General features: G+C 71.5%; 12 protein-coding genes. 5 read left to right on the top strand and 7 right to left on the bottom strand.

Going from position 1 to position 14,990, the window contains the following annotated elements; translation table 11 throughout:
* Window positions 1-11: 11 nt before the first annotated feature.
* The 6 genes from CTZ28_RS01085 to CTZ28_RS01060 all read right to left on the bottom strand — a co-directional run bounded on the left by CTZ28_RS01085 (window position 12) and on the right by CTZ28_RS01060 (window position 6,866).
* Window positions 12-1,004 carry an ABC transporter ATP-binding protein gene (locus CTZ28_RS01085; protein ID WP_121887257.1) on the bottom strand — a complete coding sequence of 331 codons (993 nt, stop codon included), beginning with the start codon at window positions 1,002-1,004 and terminating at the stop codon, window positions 12-14.
* A complete protein-coding gene (locus CTZ28_RS01080; protein WP_121887256.1) occupies window positions 1,001-1,999 on the bottom strand; it encodes an ABC transporter ATP-binding protein in 999 nt (332 codons plus the stop codon). Before CTZ28_RS01080 ends, CTZ28_RS01085 begins: the two co-directional genes overlap by 4 nt.
* Window positions 1,996-2,907: an ABC transporter permease gene (locus CTZ28_RS01075; RefSeq protein WP_121887255.1), complete on the bottom strand. Its 912-nt coding sequence runs from the start codon at window positions 2,905-2,907 to the stop codon at window positions 1,996-1,998. The genes CTZ28_RS01080 and CTZ28_RS01075 overlap by 4 nt, the downstream gene beginning before the upstream one ends.
* Window positions 2,904-3,968, bottom strand: a complete 1,065-nt coding sequence (locus CTZ28_RS01070; protein WP_121887254.1) for an ABC transporter permease — start codon at window positions 3,966-3,968, stop codon at window positions 2,904-2,906. Before CTZ28_RS01070 ends, CTZ28_RS01075 begins: the two co-directional genes overlap by 4 nt.
* A 43-nt stretch (window positions 3,969-4,011) precedes the next feature.
* Entirely contained in the window at window positions 4,012-5,886 is a 1,875-nt protein-coding gene (locus CTZ28_RS01065; protein WP_121887253.1) for an ABC transporter substrate-binding protein, read from the bottom strand.
* Window positions 5,887-6,125: 239 nt separating this feature from the next.
* A complete protein-coding gene (locus tag CTZ28_RS01060) occupies window positions 6,126-6,866 on the bottom strand; it encodes a class I SAM-dependent DNA methyltransferase (RefSeq protein ID WP_121887252.1) in 741 nt (246 codons plus the stop codon).
* A gap of 204 nt (window positions 6,867-7,070) precedes the next feature.
* Here CTZ28_RS01060 and CTZ28_RS01055 point away from each other — a divergent pair, with 204 nt between their 5' ends.
* The 5 genes from CTZ28_RS01055 to CTZ28_RS01035 are packed head-to-tail and all read left to right on the top strand — an operon-like array spanning window position 7,071 to window position 12,616.
* A complete protein-coding gene (locus tag CTZ28_RS01055) occupies window positions 7,071-8,693 on the top strand; it encodes a peptide ABC transporter substrate-binding protein (RefSeq protein ID WP_121887251.1) in 1,623 nt (540 codons plus the stop codon).
* Window positions 8,694-8,699: 6 nt separating this feature from the next.
* Window positions 8,700-9,623 (top strand): ABC transporter permease, encoded by a 924-nt coding sequence (locus CTZ28_RS01050; protein ID WP_121887250.1) that lies wholly within the window; start codon window positions 8,700-8,702, stop codon window positions 9,621-9,623.
* Window positions 9,616-10,593: an ABC transporter permease gene (locus CTZ28_RS01045; RefSeq protein WP_121887249.1), complete on the top strand. Its 978-nt coding sequence runs from the start codon at window positions 9,616-9,618 to the stop codon at window positions 10,591-10,593. Before CTZ28_RS01050 ends, CTZ28_RS01045 begins: the two co-directional genes overlap by 8 nt.
* 6 nt (window positions 10,594-10,599) lie before the next feature.
* On the top strand, window positions 10,600-11,574 hold the full coding sequence (locus tag CTZ28_RS01040; RefSeq protein ID WP_121887248.1) for an ABC transporter ATP-binding protein: 975 nt from the start codon (window positions 10,600-10,602) through the stop codon (window positions 11,572-11,574).
* A complete protein-coding gene (locus tag CTZ28_RS01035) occupies window positions 11,567-12,616 on the top strand; it encodes an ABC transporter ATP-binding protein (protein WP_121887247.1) in 1,050 nt (349 codons plus the stop codon). Before CTZ28_RS01040 ends, CTZ28_RS01035 begins: the two co-directional genes overlap by 8 nt.
* A 128-nt stretch (window positions 12,617-12,744) precedes the next feature.
* Here the strand turns inward: CTZ28_RS01035 and CTZ28_RS01030 are convergent, their stop codons facing one another.
* The gene (locus CTZ28_RS01030) at window positions 12,745-14,856 is read right to left on the bottom strand and encodes a S9 family peptidase (RefSeq protein WP_121887246.1); all 2,112 of its coding nucleotides are present in this window, start codon (window positions 14,854-14,856) and stop codon (window positions 12,745-12,747) included.
* Window positions 14,857-14,990: the final 134 nt, after the last annotated feature.

Genomic DNA, 14,990 nt, shown 5'->3' with positions numbered 1-14,990 from the left:
GCCCGCCGCCGTCAGGCACCGACCCGTTCCGCGGCCCAGTGGCAGGCGGCCTGCGACTCCCCGCCGGCGTTCAGGACGCCGGGGTCCTCGGCGCGGCAGCGGTCGGCGACGCCCGCTCGGTCGGCCTCGCCGTTCGCCAGGATCGGGCAGCGGGCCCGGAAGCGGCAGCCGGACGGGATGCGGGAGGGGTCCGGGGGCTCACCGGCCAGCACGACCGGTTCGCCCGGTGCCTCCGGCAGAACCGACAACAGGGCCTGGGTGTACGGGTGCCGGGGCGCGGTCAGCACCGCTTCGACCGGACCCGTCTCCACGATCCGGCCCAGGTACATCACCGCGACCCGGTCGGCGATGTTCCAGGCCAGCCCGAGGTCATGGGTCACGACCAGGGCGGCGAGCCCCAGTTCGGTGCGCAGCCGCAGCAGCAGGGCCAGGATCTCACCGCGCACGGAGGCGTCCAGCGAGGCCACCGGCTCGTCGGCGACGAGGAGTTCGGGCTCCAGGACGAGCGCGCCCGCGATCACCACCCGCTGCCGCTGGCCGCCGGACAACTCGTGCGGGTAGCGCAGGAAGAACCGCTCCGGCGGCCGCAGCCCCGCCCGGGAGAGGGCGTCGGCGACCGCCTTCCGTTCGTCCCCGGCGTGCCTGTGGATCCGCAGCCCTTCGGCCACCGCGTCGTACACGGTGTGCCGTGGGTTCAGCGATCCGCTGGGATCCTGGAGCACCAGCTGGACGCGGCGCCGGTAGGCCCGCAGCGCCCGCGACGAGTACTCCAGCGGCTTCCCGTCGAATCGCACGACGCCGGCGGCGGGCCGCTCCAGACCGAGCAGGGACCGTGCCAGCGTCGTCTTGCCGCAGCCCGACTCGCCGACCAGCGCCACGATCTCGCCGGCCCGGATGTCCAGCTCGACGCCGTCCACGGCCCGTGCCTCGGGGGCACCGTGCCGTCCGGGGAAGACCACCCGCAGTCCCTGGACGCTGAGCAGGGGAGACGCCGGTGTCGTCATGTGGTGCTCCTCGTGTCCGCTGCCCCGGCGGCGGGCCCCGGGACGGCCGCGGCGACGTGTACGCACGCGGCCCGCCGTCCCCCGGTCACCTCGTGCAGCATCTGGTCCTGAGTGGCGCAGACGTCCAGGGCGACCGGGCAGCGCGGATGGAACGCGCAGCCGGAGGGCAGCGCGAACGGATCGGGCGGGTCGCCGGGCAGACCCTGGGGCGCGAACCGGGAGGCCGGATCGCCGATGTGCGGGAACGCCGTCGACAGCGCCTTGCCGTACGGGTGCCGGGCGTCCTCGTGGACGGTGCGGGCCGGGCCCTCCTCGACCACCCGGCCCGCGTACATCACCGCCAGCCGGTCGCAGGTGTCGGCCAGCACCGCCAGATCGTGGCTGATCATGATCAGTCCCAGGTCCTGCTCGGTGACGAGCTGCTCGATCAGCCGCAGGATCTGCGCCTGGATCATCACGTCCAGGGCGGTGGTCGGCTCGTCGGCGATGACCAGCCGCGGTGCGCAGGCGAGCGCCATGGCGATCATGACGCGCTGCCGCTGGCCGCCGGAGAGTTCATGCGGGTACGCCGTCGCCCGGGCCGTGGGCAGGCCGACCTGTTCCAGGAGCTCGCCGGTCCGTTTCCGCGCCGCGGCAGCGGTCGCCCGGCCGTGCAGCAGGATCGGCTCGGCGATCTGGTCGCCGACCCGGTGCACGGGGTTGAGCGAGTGCATGGCCCCCTGGAAGACGATCGACGCGCCCGCCCAGCGCACCGCCCGCACCCGCCCCCAGCGCATCGCCAGGACATCCTCGCCGTCGAGCAGGATCTCCCCGCCGACCCGGGTGCCGGCGGGCAGCAGCCGCAGCAGCGCGAGCGCCAGCGTGGACTTGCCGCAGCCCGACTCGCCGGCGATCCCGAGCTTCTGTCCCGCCGCCAGCGACAGGTCCACACCGCGCACGGCGGCGGCCCCGCCGGCATACGTCACCGTCAGGTTCCTGACGTCGAGGAGCGTCAACGGGTCACCCCCAGCCTGGGATTGAGCACGGACTCCACCGCGCGCCCGCACAGCGTGAACGCCAGCGCGACCAGGGCGATCGCGATGCCGGGCGGCACCAGGTACCACCAGTCGCCGGCGCTGACCGCGCCCGCCTCACGCGCGTCCTGGAGCAGCCCGCCCCAGGAGACGACCGTCGGATCGCCGAGGCCGAGGAACGCCAGGGTCGCCTCGGCGAGGATGGAGGAGGAGACCATCAGTGTGGTCTGCGCCAGCACGAGGGGCATCACATTGGGCAGCACGTGCCGGGTCATGACGTGCCAGTGGCCGCCGCCGAGCGCCCTGGCCCGCTCGATGTAGGGACGGGACTCCACCGCCAGCGTCTGCGCCCGCACCAGCCGTGCCGTCGTCGGCCAGGAGGTGACACCGATGGCGAGGACGACCGTGCCCAGGGAGCGGGACATGACGGTGGCCAGCGCGATCGCGAGCACCAGCGTCGGCATCACCAGGAACCAGTCCGTGATCCGCATCAGCACGGTCCCGTACGCGCCCCGGAAGTGCCCGGCGGAGATGCCGACCACCGCGCCGATCGCCACCGACAGCACGGCGGCGAGCAGCCCGACCAGCAGGGAGACCCGCGAGCCCCAGACCACCAGGCCCAGCAGATCGCGGCCGAACCGGTCCGTGCCGAGCGGGAACCGCCCGCTGGGCGCCTCCAGGGGGCGGCCCGGCGCGTCGGTCACGTCGGACACGCCGGAGCCGACGGTCAGCGGTGCGGTCAGTGCCACCAGCGCGAACAGGACGAGCGCGGCGAGGCCCAGCAGCCCGGCGCGATGGGTGCGGTACTGCTGCCAGAACCGCGCCGCGGACCGGCGGCGGCGCTGCCGGGCCAGGGCCCGCGGGCCGCGCCGTGCGGCCTCGGTGCTCATCGGCCCACCCGCGGGTCGAGCAGCGGATAGAGCAGATCGGCCAATGTGTTCATGACGATCACCGCCGCGGCGAAGAAGAGGAACAGGCCCTGCACCAGGGGCAGGTCGGGCACGCTCAGTGCCTGGTAGAAGAGTCCGCCGAGGCCCGGCCAGGAGAACACCGTCTCGACCAGGATCACACCGGCGACGGTCCGGCCGAGGTTGACGAAGACGAGGGTGACGGTGGGCAGCAGCGCGTTGGGCACGGCGTGCCGGCGCCGTACCAGGTCGTCCCGCAGGCCCTTGGCACGCGCGGTCGTCAGATAGTCGCTGCCCATCTCGTCGAGCAGCGCCGAGCGGGTGACCAGCAGGGTCTGCCCGTACTCGACCGCGACCAGGGTGATCACCGGCAGGACGAGGTGGTGAGCCACGTCGAGGACGTAGCCGAAGCCCTCCTCGCCGCCCGACTCCATGCCGCCGGTCGGGAACAGCCCGGGGACGGGGCCCAGGCCCACCGAGAACACGATGATGAGCAGCAGACCGAGCCAGAACGACGGGACGGAGTACAGGGTCAGCGCCAGGCCGGTGTGCAGCCGGTCGCCGAGGCGGCCGTGCCGCCATGCCGAGCGGGTGCCGAGGTACATGCCGAGCGCGGTGTACAGCACGAACGCGGTGCCGGTCAGCAGCAGGGTGTTCGGCAGGGCTTCGGTGATCTTGTCGATGACCGGGGCGTGGAACTGGTACGAGGTGCCCAGATCGCCGGTGAGCGCCTTGCCGCAGTAGTCCGTGAACTGCTCCCAGAGCGGCAGGTCCAGCCCGAACTCCCGCCGGTACTCGTCCAGTTGCTCGGCCGAGACCTGCCGGCCGCCCGTCAGGGTCCGGACCGGGTCGCCGGGGATCAGCCGGAACAGGAAGAAGCCGGTGACGAGGACGGCGAGCAGCGAGACGACGGCGCCGCCCAGCTTTCCGGCCCCGTACCGCAGATATCCGGTCCAGGAGCGGGCCCGCGGCCGGCCGGCCGCCGGTCCGGCGGGAACCGGACCGGCGGCCTCGGCCGGCGTCGACGCGGTGTCAGCGGCCATGGCGGGCCGCCTGCTGAGTCGGTGCGAGGGTCGGGTGCATCGGCTATTCGCGGTCGTCGGCGGTGGCGCGGCGGCGGCGCGCGAGGAAGAGCCCGGCGCCGGCGAGGACCACGACGCCCGCGACGACACCGATGACGACGCCGGTCGAACCGCCGCCGCCGGACGAGCCGGAGTCGTCGGCCGGGACCGCCGACCACCAGCTCCAGTAGCCGTCCTGGCCGTAGATGTTGCCCGCGGCCTCGGGCATCGTCGTGATCGACGCGATCTGGTCGGTGCGGTAGGCCTCGACAGCGTTCGGGTACGCCATGACGTTCATGTACCCCAGGTCGTACAGCCTCGACTCCGCCTGCTTCACGAGTGTGGCCCGCTCGGCGGAGTCGTACTCGGCCAGCTGCCGCGTGTACAGGTTGTCGTACGTCCTGTCGCAGATGAAGTTGTCCGTGGCCCCGGTGTCCTTCGGCGTGCCGGGCAGGGCCGCGCAGGTGTGGATGGACAGCACGAAGTCCGGGTCGGGGTTGACGGACCAGCCGTCGAAGGCGAGGTCGTACTCGCCCGCGAGCCAGGGGTCGGTGACGTTGTCGAGGCAGTCGAGCCGCATGCCGATGCCGAGCTCGCCCCACCACTCCTCGAGGTACTGGCCGACCGCCTTGTCGTTCGGGTCGGTGGCGTGGCACAGGACGCGGTAGTTCAGCGGCTTGCCGTCCTTGCCGACGCGCTTGCCGTCCGCGTTCTTCCGGTAGCCCGCCCGGTCGAGGAGCTCGGCGGCCCGCGCGGGGTCGTGGGTGAGCTCCTGGCTCGCGGACGGCTGCCAGAAGTACGAGGAGAAGCGGGGCGGGAGGTAGCCCTGGCCCTCGACGGCGTGGCCCTGGAAGACCTTGTCGACGAGGGTCTTGCGGTCGACCGCCATGAACAGGGCGTGCCGCACCCGTCGGTCGAGCAGGGAGGGATCGCCGTCGCCGAACTTCTCGCCGTTCCTGGCCCTGGCACCGGGGTTGGTGGCGAGGGCGTAGAAGCGGCGGCCGGGGGCGTCGTTGACGCGGACGTTCTTCTCGCCCTTGAGGGACGCGGCCTGGGCGGGCGTCAGGGAGGGCGAGCCGGCGACGAAGGAGACCTCGCCCTTGCGCAGCGCGGCCACCGCGGCGTCCTGGTCCTTGTAGTACTTGAAGACCAGCTCGTCGAACTTCGGTGCCCCGCGCCAGAACGTCTTGTTGGCCTTCAGCCGCACGTAGCTGTCGGGCCGGTAGTCGGTGAGCACGAACGGGCCGTCGCCGACGATCGGGAAGGTCTTGTCGTTGTTGAACGCCGAGAAGTCCGTGACCTTCTCCCAGACGTGCCGGGGCACGATCGGCACGTCCAGCGCGGTCATCGTGGCCTGTGGCTTCTTCAGCTCGATGACCAGCTTGGTGGGGCTCGGGGCCGTCACCTTGCGGAAGTTGGAGACGAAGCTGCCGTTCGCGGTGGCGGCCGCCTCATCGGTCATCAGCTTGTCGAACGTCCACGCCGCGTCCTGCGCGGTCACCTTCTGCCCGTCCGACCATGTCGCGTCGGAGCGGATCGTGTACGTCCAGGTGAGCTTGTCCGCGGACGGCGCCCAGTCGGTGGCCAGGCCGGGGACCGGACGGGCGTCCGCGGGGTCGTAGTCGGTCAGATATTCGTAGGTGAGCCGCAGGATGCTCGTGCTGACCAGACGCACCGCCAGGAAGGGGCTGAGCGAGTCGACGCTCTGCGCGACGGCGACGGTGAGGACCTTCTCGGCCGGGGCGGCCTCCGCCCGCCGGGGCGCCGGGTCGAGGGGGGTCGCGAGGCCCGCGGTGAGGGTCACGGCGAGGGCGCCGGCGGCGGCGACCAGCCGGGGCATGCGGAATCGTGGGCTTCTCGGTAGTGAACGCCTGCTGCCGTGCCGGTCTTGCCTGCTCATGAATCGTGACCTCGCGTCATCGCTCGCACAGGGACGGTCTGTTCGGACTTCAGCCGGATGTGGCCTGGTGGCGCCGGGCGGGTGATGAGTGTGTCTATCAGCGGCGGTCTGCGCGCGTCAACGGCCCGTGTGCAGCACCTTTGGCCTGCGGAAACGGCGAGTTGATGTTTGATGAAGCAAACATTGGTGTAGACCGGTGAAGCGGGCCTGGTGGTGCGCTGGCGCCGGGACGGCCGCGGTCAGCGGACGGGCGCCGCTACGGTGATGATCTCGGCGCTGTCCTGCGTCAACGGCCCCTGTGCCCAGTCGCCGTACTGTTCCACCACGCCAAGTCCCGCCTCCCGGAGGAACCGTGTCAGCGCGTCCGGGCCGAGGAAGCGCAGCGTGGAGCGGCTGACCCGCGGCCGGTCCCAAGCCGCCCCGTCGAACGTCTCCTTGAGCCGCACCCGGTCGCCGACGGGCGGCCCGTCGACCTCGTGCCACACCCGTACGGCACGGCCGTCGGCGTCGCTGACGGAGCGTACGTGCTCGGTGGTCCATCCCGTCCAGGCGCGGGCCGCCGGATGCCGGGTCTCGAACACGAACCGGCCGCCGGGCGACAGGGCGGTCCTGACGGCGCGCAGCGCGAGCCGCAACTCCTCGTCGTGGACGAGCGCCTGGAAGGTGTGCCCGGTCATCACGACCAGATCGAACCCGCCGTTCCACAGCCGGGTCCCGAGACCGCCGAGCACCCAGTCGACGCCGGGTTCGCGCCGTCGCGCCTGGACGAGCATCGCGGCGGCCGGATCCAGCCCCATGAGCAGGCCGTCGTGTCCGGCGCGCCTGGCCCGCGCCAGCAACTGGCCCGTGCCGCACCCCACATCGAGCACCGACCGGGCGGACATCACCAGGTCCAGATAGAAGTCGCTGTCAGGCCCCCATGGGTTGAGGGCGTCGTACAGCGAGGCGAGCGAAAGATCCCTGAACGAGCGATCGACCACCGCGGCAGTGTGTCATACACCGGGCCCCGGTCCCGCCTCGTTCGGCGCCGCCCCGGTCTCACCCCTCGTACGGGTGGACTGTTTCGCCGACGAGTGTCCTTCATACCTTTTATGAGCGCCTTGCGGTGATATTGGCTGGTAATCGATCGGTGCTCAGGGGTTGGCGTCACAGTGCGTAGCCGCGTGTTCCGGAGGAGGCACTCCATGCGTCGAGCCAGCCACACGACGTGGGCCGTGTGCACGGCGGCGGTGGTGCTCGCGGCGGCCGGCTGCGGCGGGAGCGGCACCGGCGCGGCGCGCGGCTCGGTGTTCAGCGCCTCCTGGAGCGATCCGCAGAACCCGCTGGAGCCGGCGAACACCAACGAGGTCCAGGGCGGCAAGGTGCTCGACATGATCTTCCGCGGCCTGAAGCGGTACGACCCGAGAACCGGCCGGGCCATGGACATGCTGGCGCAGCGGATCGACACCACCGACTCGCAGCACTTCAGGATCACGCTCAGGGACGGCTGGACCTTCTCCAACGGCGAGAAGGTGACCGCCCGGTCCTTCGTCGACGCCTGGAACTACGGCGCGAGCCTGAAGAACAACCAGAAGAACGCCTACTTCTTCGGCTACATCGACGGCTACGACAAGGTCCACCCGGAGAGCGGCGCCCAGAGCGCCGGCACGCTCTCCGGCCTGAAGGTCGTCGACGACCGCACCTTCACGGTCAGGCTCAACCAGAAGTTCTCCAGCTTCCCGGACACCCTCGGCTACGCGGCCTTCGCCCCGCTGCCCCGGGCCTTCTTCACCGACCACGCGGCCTGGCTGGCCAAGCCCGTGGGCAACGGGCCCTACACGATCGACTCCTACACCAGGGGCTTCCAGATGGCCCTGCGGAAGTGGGGCGCCTACCCCGGCGCCGACAAGGCCCGCAACGACGGCGTGAACCTCATGGTCTACACGGACAACAACACCGCCTACACCGACCTGTTGGCCGGCAATCTCGACCTGGTCGACGACGTACCGGCCGCGCAGCTCAAGAACGTCAGGAGCGACCTCGACGGCCGCTACATCAACAGCCCGGCCGGCATCATCCAGACCCTCGCCTTCCCGTACTACGACAAGGACTGGAGCAGGCCCGGCGCGGAGAAGGTCCGCACCGGCCTGTCCATGGCGATCAACCGCAGGCAGATCACCGAGACGATCTTCCGGAACACCCGCACCCCGGCCACCGACTGGACCTCGCCCGTGCTCGGCGCGGAGGGCGGTCACCAGGCGGGCCTGTGCGGCAGGGCCTGCGACTACGACCCCGCCGGGGCCAGGAAGCTGGTCCAGGAGGGCGGCGGCCTCCCCGGCGGCCAGGTCACGATCACCTACAACGCGGACAGCGGTTCGCACCGGGAGTGGGTGGACGCCGTGTGCAACTCCATCAACAACGCGCTCGGCAACGACAAGGCCTGCATCGGCAACCCGGTCGGCACCTTCGCCGACTTCCGCAACCAGATCGGCCGGCACCGGATGACGGGCCCGTTCCGGTCCGGCTGGCAGATGGACTACCCGCTCATCCAGAACTTCCTGCAGCCGCTCTACTACACCAACGCCTCCTCCAACGACGGCAAGTGGTCCGACAAGGGCTTCGACCGGCTCGTCGACCGGGCCAACGCCGAGACCGACACCCGCAGGTCGGTCGCCACCTTCCAGCAGGCCGAGCGGGTCGTCCGGGACCAGATGGCGGCCGTCCCGCTCTGGTACCAGAACGGCAGCGCGGGCTACTCGCAGCGGCTGTCCCACGTGGCGCTCAACCCGTTCAGCGTCCCCGTCTACAACGAGATCAAGGCCGGCTGAGCCGTCATGGGGCGCTATGTCGTCCGGCGGCTGCTCCAGATGATCCCGGTGTTCGTCGGGGCCACGCTGCTGATCTTCCTGATGGTGAACGTGATGGGCGACCCGGTCGCCGGCCTGTGCGGCGAGCGGCAGTGCGACCCGGCGACGGCCGCCCGGCTGAAGCGGGATCTCGGCCTCGACAAGCCGGTGTGGCAGCAATACCTGACCTACATGGGGAAGGTCTTCACCGGCGACTTCGGCACCGCGTTCAACGGCCAGCCGGTCACCGAGCTGATGGCGACGGCGTTCCCCGTCACCGTCCGGCTGACGATCGTGGCGATCCTCTTCGAGGTCGTCGTCGGCATCGCGCTGGGCGTGCTGACCGGGCTGCGCCGCGGACGGCCCGTCGACACGGGTGTGCTGCTGGCCACCCTGGTCGTCATCTCCGTACCGACCTTCGTCACCGGGCTGCTGCTCCAGCTGCTGCTCGGCGTCGCCTGGGGCTGGATCAGGCCGTCGGTGTCGCCGGCGGCCGCCTTCGGCGAGCTGATCGTGCCGGGCCTCGTCCTGGCCTCCGTCTCGCTCGCCTACGTCACCCGGCTGACCCGCACCTCCCTCGCGGAGAACCGGCGCTCCGACTACGTCCGCACGGCGATCGCCAAGGGGCTGCCCCCGCACCGGGTGATCACCCGGCATCTGCTGCGCAACTCCCTGATCCCCGTCGTCACCTTCATCGGCGCCGACATCGGCGCCCTCATGGGCGGCGCGATCGTGACCGAGCGGATCTTCAACATCCACGGCGTCGGCTACCAGCTCTACCAGGGGATCGTGCGGCAGAACACCCAGACCGTGGTCGGCTTCGTCACCGTCCTCGTGCTGGTCTTCCTGATCGCCAATCTGCTCGTCGACCTGCTGTACGCCGTACTCGACCCGAGGATCCGGTATGCCTGAGCAGCACGAGCCCGACGGTGCCGTCTCCGCCGCCGGCATGGGCGGCGCGATGGACCTCGCCGCCGCCGAGGCGGCCACGCTGGAGCGGACGCCCGGCGGGCCCGGGGGCGCCGGCCCCCGGGGCAGGCCGCGCAGCCTCTGGTCGGACGCCTGGCGCGACCTGCGCCGCAATCCGGTCTTCCTGGGCTCCGCCCTGGTGATCCTCTTCCTCGTCCTGATCTCCCTGTGGCCCTCGCTGATCACCTCGGGCAACCCCCTCACCTGCGACCTCGCCAAGGCCCAGGAGGGCTCCCAGCCCGGCCATCCCTTCGGCTTCGACGGCCAGGGCTGCGACGTCTACACACGGACCGTGTACGGCGCCCGGGCGTCCGTCACGGTCGGGGTCTGCGCCACGCTGGGGGTGGCCGTCCTCGGCTCGGTCCTCGGCGGGCTCGCCGGGTTCTTCGGCGGACTGGGGGACGCGGTCCTGTCCCGCCTCACCGATGTGTTCTTCGCGATCCCGGTCGTGCTCGGCGGTCTCGTGCTGCTCTCCGTGGTGACCAGCAACACGGTCTGGCCGGTCGTCGGGTTCATGGTGCTGCTGGGCTGGCCGCAGATCTCCCGCATCGCGCGGGGCGCGGTCATCACCGCCCGGCAGAACGACTACGTACAGGCCGCCCGGGCGCTCGGCGCCTCCCCGGCCCGCATCCTGCTGCGGCACATCGCGCCCAACGCGGTCGCGCCGGTGATCGTGGTGGCGACCATCGCGCTCGGCACCTACATCGCGCTGGAGGCGACCCTGTCGTACCTCGGCGTCGGCCTGAAGCCGCCCAGCGTCTCCTGGGGGATCGACATCTCCGCCGCCTCCCCGTACATCCGCAACGCCCCGCACGCGCTGCTGTGGCCCTCCGGCGCCCTGGCGATCACCGTCCTGGCGTTCATCATGCTCGGCGACGCGGTGCGCGACGCCCTCGACCCGAGGCTGAGGTGAGCCGGCGTGCTGCTCGAAGTGCGCGACCTGCACGTGGAGTTCAGGACCCGGGACGGCGTCGCGCGGGCCGTCAACGGGGTCAGCTGCCAGGTGGCGGCGGGGGAGACCCTGGCCGTGCTCGGCGAGTCGGGCTCCGGCAAGTCGGTGACCGCGCAGGCCGTGCTGGGGATCCTGGACATGCCGCCCGGCCGGATCACCGCCGGTGAGGTCTTCTTCCGCGGCCGTGATCTGCTGAAGCTGAAGGAGGACGAGCGGCGCAGGGTCCGCGGCGCCGAACTGGCCATGATCTTCCAGGACGCGCTGTCCGCCCTCAACCCGGTGCTCAGCGTGGGCGACCAGCTCGGCGAGATGTTCGTGGTGCACCGCGGCATGTCGAAGAGGGACGCCCGGGCCAGGGCGGTCGAGCTGATGGAGCGGGTGCGCATCCCGGGCGCGGCGCAGCGCGTGCGCGACTATCCGCACCAGTTCTCCGGCGGCATGCGCCAGCGCATCATGATCGCCATGGCACTGGCCCTCGAGCCGGCCCTGGTGATCGCCGACGAGCCCACCACCGCGCTCGACGTCACGGTCCAGGCCCAGGTCATGGATCTGCTGGCCGAGCTGCAGCGCGCGTACACCATGGGGCTCGTCCTGATCACCCACGACCTGGGCGTGGTCGCGGACGTCGCCGACAGGATCGCCGTGATGTACGCGGGCCGGATCGTCGAGTCGGCCCCGGTGCACGCCCTCTACAAGGCCCCGGCGCACCCCTACACCCGGGGGCTGCTGGACTCCATCCCGCGCCTGGACCGCAAGGGCCGGGAGCTGTACGCGATCAAGGGCCTGCCGCCGAACCTCATGCGCATCCCGTCCGGCTGCGCCTTCCATCCGCGCTGTCCGATGGCGCGGGACGTGTGCCGGACGGACGAACCCCCGCTGCACGCCGTGGACGAGGACCGCGGGAGCGCCTGTCACTTCTGGCGGGAGTGCCTGGATGGCTGAGCCGATCCTGGAGGTCAGCGGGCTGGTCAAGCACTACCCGCTCACCCGCGGCATCCTGTTCAAGAAGCAGACCGGCGCGGTGAAGGCGGTCGACGGCGTCGACTTCACGCTGGCCAAGGGCGAAACCCTCGGCCTGGTCGGCGAGTCGGGCTGCGGCAAGTCGACGGTCGCCCGGCTGCTGTGCAACCTCGAACGGCCGACGGCCGGTTCGATCCGGTTCAAGGGCGAGGAGATCACCAGGCTCTCCGGCCGCGCCCTGAAGGCCGTACGGCGCAACATCCAGATGGTCTTCCAGGACCCGTACACCTCCCTCAACCCGCGGATGACGGTGGGCGACATCATCGGGGAGCCGTTCGAGATCCACCCGGAGGCGGCCCCCAGGGGCGACCGGCGCCGACGGGTCCGGGAACTGCTGGACGTCGTCGGCCTCGACCCGGAGTACGTCAACCGCTATCCGCACCAGTTCTCCGGGGGCCAGCGCCAGCGCATCGGCATCGCGCGCGGGCTGGCGCTGCGTCCCGAGATCATCGTCGCCGACGAGCCGGTGTCGGCCCTGGACGTGTCGGTACAGGCGCAGGTGATCAACCTGCTGGAGCGGCTCCAGGCGGAGTTCGACCTCAGCTATGTCTTCATCGCGCACGATCTGTCGATCGTGCGGCACATCGCGGACCGGGTCGGGGTGATGTACCTCGGGCGGATCGTGGAGACCGGCAGCGACACGCAGATCTACGACCACCCCACGCACCCCTACACCCAGGCGCTGCTCTCCGCGGTGCCCGTGCCCGACCCGGCGGCGCGCGAGCACCGTGAGCGGATCATCCTGACGGGCGAGGTGCCGTCGCCGACGGACATCCCCTCCGGCTGCCGGTTCCGCACCCGCTGCTGGAAGGCGCGGGAGCGGTGCGCGCTGGAGGTGCCGGCCCTCGCGGTCCCGGAGGCGTTCCGGCACACCTCCGGACCGGCGGCCCACGACTCGGCGTGCCACTTCGCGGAGGAGAAACAGGTGGTGCCGGTGGAGGAGCACGGCAACGGGCCGGGGTGACATGGCGCACCCCGGCCCGTTTACGGCACCCGCACGGCCGTACGCTGTTCAGCGTCCCGCGTCCGTATATCGGTACCGCTTCCGTGAAGTTGCCTGCGTGTTACAGCAGTTCGCGGGTGTTTGTCCGGCTATGCCAGGGAGCGCTTGAGGAAGTCCACCTGGAGCAGCAGCAGGTTCTCGGCGACCTGTTCCTGCGGGGTCATATGGGTGACGCCGGACAGCGGCAGCACCTCGTGCGGGCGGCCCGCGGCCAGCAGCGCGGAGGACAGCCGCAGCGCGTGCGCGACCACCACGTTGTCGTCGGCCAGCCCGTGCACGATCATCAGCGGGCGGTGCGGTTCGGCCGGCGCCGAGAGCCCCTCGTCGGTGACGAGGGAACTGCGGGCGTACGCCTCCGCGTCCCGCACCGGGTCGCCGAGGTAGCGCTCGGTGTAGTGGGTGTCGTACAGCCGCCAGTCGGTGACCGGGGCGCCCGCGACGCCCGCGTGGAAGACGTCCGGGCGGCGCAGCACGGCGAGGGCGGCCAGCCAGCCGCCGTAGGACCAGCCGCGGATCGCCACCCGGCTCAGGTCCAGCGGATGGGTCTTGGCGAGGTCCTGGAGCGCCTCGATCTGGTCGTCGAGGGAGACGGTGAAGTCGCGGTGCACCGCCTTCTCCCAGGCCGGCGAGCGGCCGGGGGTGCCGCGGCCGTCGGCGACGAGCACCGCGAAGCCCTGGTCGGCGAACCACTGCGAGGTCAGATGCGCGTTGTGCGCGGCGACCACGCGCGGTCCGTGCGGTCCGCCGTAGGGATCGAGGAGCACGGGCAGGAGCGTGTCGGAGGGGTAGTCCCGTGGCATAAGTACGGCGCACGGAATTCGGCGTGCGCCCCCCTCGGTGAGGGTCACGCGCGGGGACAAACCGGGGTCTTCGGCGTGCGAGCGGACAGTCGCCAACGGTTTTCCGTCACGCAGCACCTGGCACGTGGCGCCCGGCCGGTCGAGCGTGGTCGAGACCAGCACCGTCACGCCGCCGGCGCGCACCGCCGTGTGCACACCGGGCTCCCGGGACACCCGCTCCACGCCCAGCTCGTTCACCCGGTAGACATGCACCTCGCCGATTTCGGCCGCCTCGGCCTCCTCGCCGGCCGAGGCCGAGACCAGCACGTCGTCGGCGCCGACGTCGAGCATCGCACGGATGTGCAACTGGGCACCCGTCAGGGGACGTTCACCCACCGCGAGCACCCGCGCGCCGCCTTCGTCGGCGATCCGGACGAGCTGTCCCGACGGGCTCCAGCAGGGCACCCCAGGGAAAAGTTCAAGCCATGTTGGATCTTCGTCGGCGTGCACCATCCGGGTCGCACCCGACTCCGGGTCGACGGCAAGGAACAGCTGGCTGCGCTGGTCCCGCGGCTGCACCAGGAGCAGCGGCGCACCCGCCTCTGACCAGTGCACACGAGCCAGATACGGATAGCGCTCCCGGTCCCAGACGACCTCCGTGCGCGCCCCGTCCAGACCGATCACGAACAGCCGTACGTCCGCGTTCGCGGTGCCCGCCGCCGGATAGCCGACGTGGTGTGGCTCACGTTCCGGCCGGGCGGGATCCGCGATCCACCACCGCTGCACCGGCGTGTCGTCCACGCGCGCCACGAGCAGCCGGTCCCCCTCCGGCGCCCACCAGAAGCCCCGCGCCCGCCCCATCTCCTCGGCCGCCACGAACTCGGCCAGCCCGTAGCCGACCCCCTCCGATTCCGGCTCCGCCAGCGCCCGGTCCTGCTCGCCCGCGGCGTCCACCACCCGCAGCGCGCCCCGCGCCACATAGGCGACATGCCGTCCGTCGGGGGCGGGACGGGGGTCGATCACCGGCCCGGGCACCGGGAGTTCACGCGCCGTTCCGGCCCGCAGCTCCGCCGTGAAAAGCCGCCCTGACAACGCGAAAGAGGCCAACTCCAGGGCCGTGTCGGTGGCATAGCCGACGATGCCGGCCCCGCCCTCGCGGCTGCGCTCGCGGCGCGCCCGTTCCTCGGGCGACAGGTGCTCGGCGGCGCCGCCCAGCAGGGCACGCGGGTCGGCCGCAAGGCGCTCCCGGCCGTCCGCCGTGTCGAGCACCCACAGGGAGTTGGCCCGGTCCGTACCGGAATGTGAGCGAAGGAACACGACACGGGATCCGTCGGGCGCCACGGTGAAGGCGCGCGGCGCGCCGAGGGTGAACCGCTGGGTCCGGGCGTGCCGTCGGGGGAAGGAGTCAGGCTCGGTCGTCATGCCTCGACCATATTGGCCATGCGCCCCCTTGTGCGGCCGTGCGCCGACGGATGCGCGAGCACGGATAGTTATGATCACTATCGCTGAGTGGGTATGAACCTGCTGGCTTCCGCATGGGTTTGCTGTTCTGCGCT

The sequence above is a fragment of the Streptomyces shenzhenensis genome (assembly GCF_003688995.1).
Classification (GTDB): domain Bacteria; phylum Actinomycetota; class Actinomycetes; order Streptomycetales; family Streptomycetaceae; genus Streptomyces; species Streptomyces shenzhenensis_A.
Note: the sequence above shows the minus strand (reverse complement) of the source record. Positions and strands in the feature narration are given on the sequence as shown.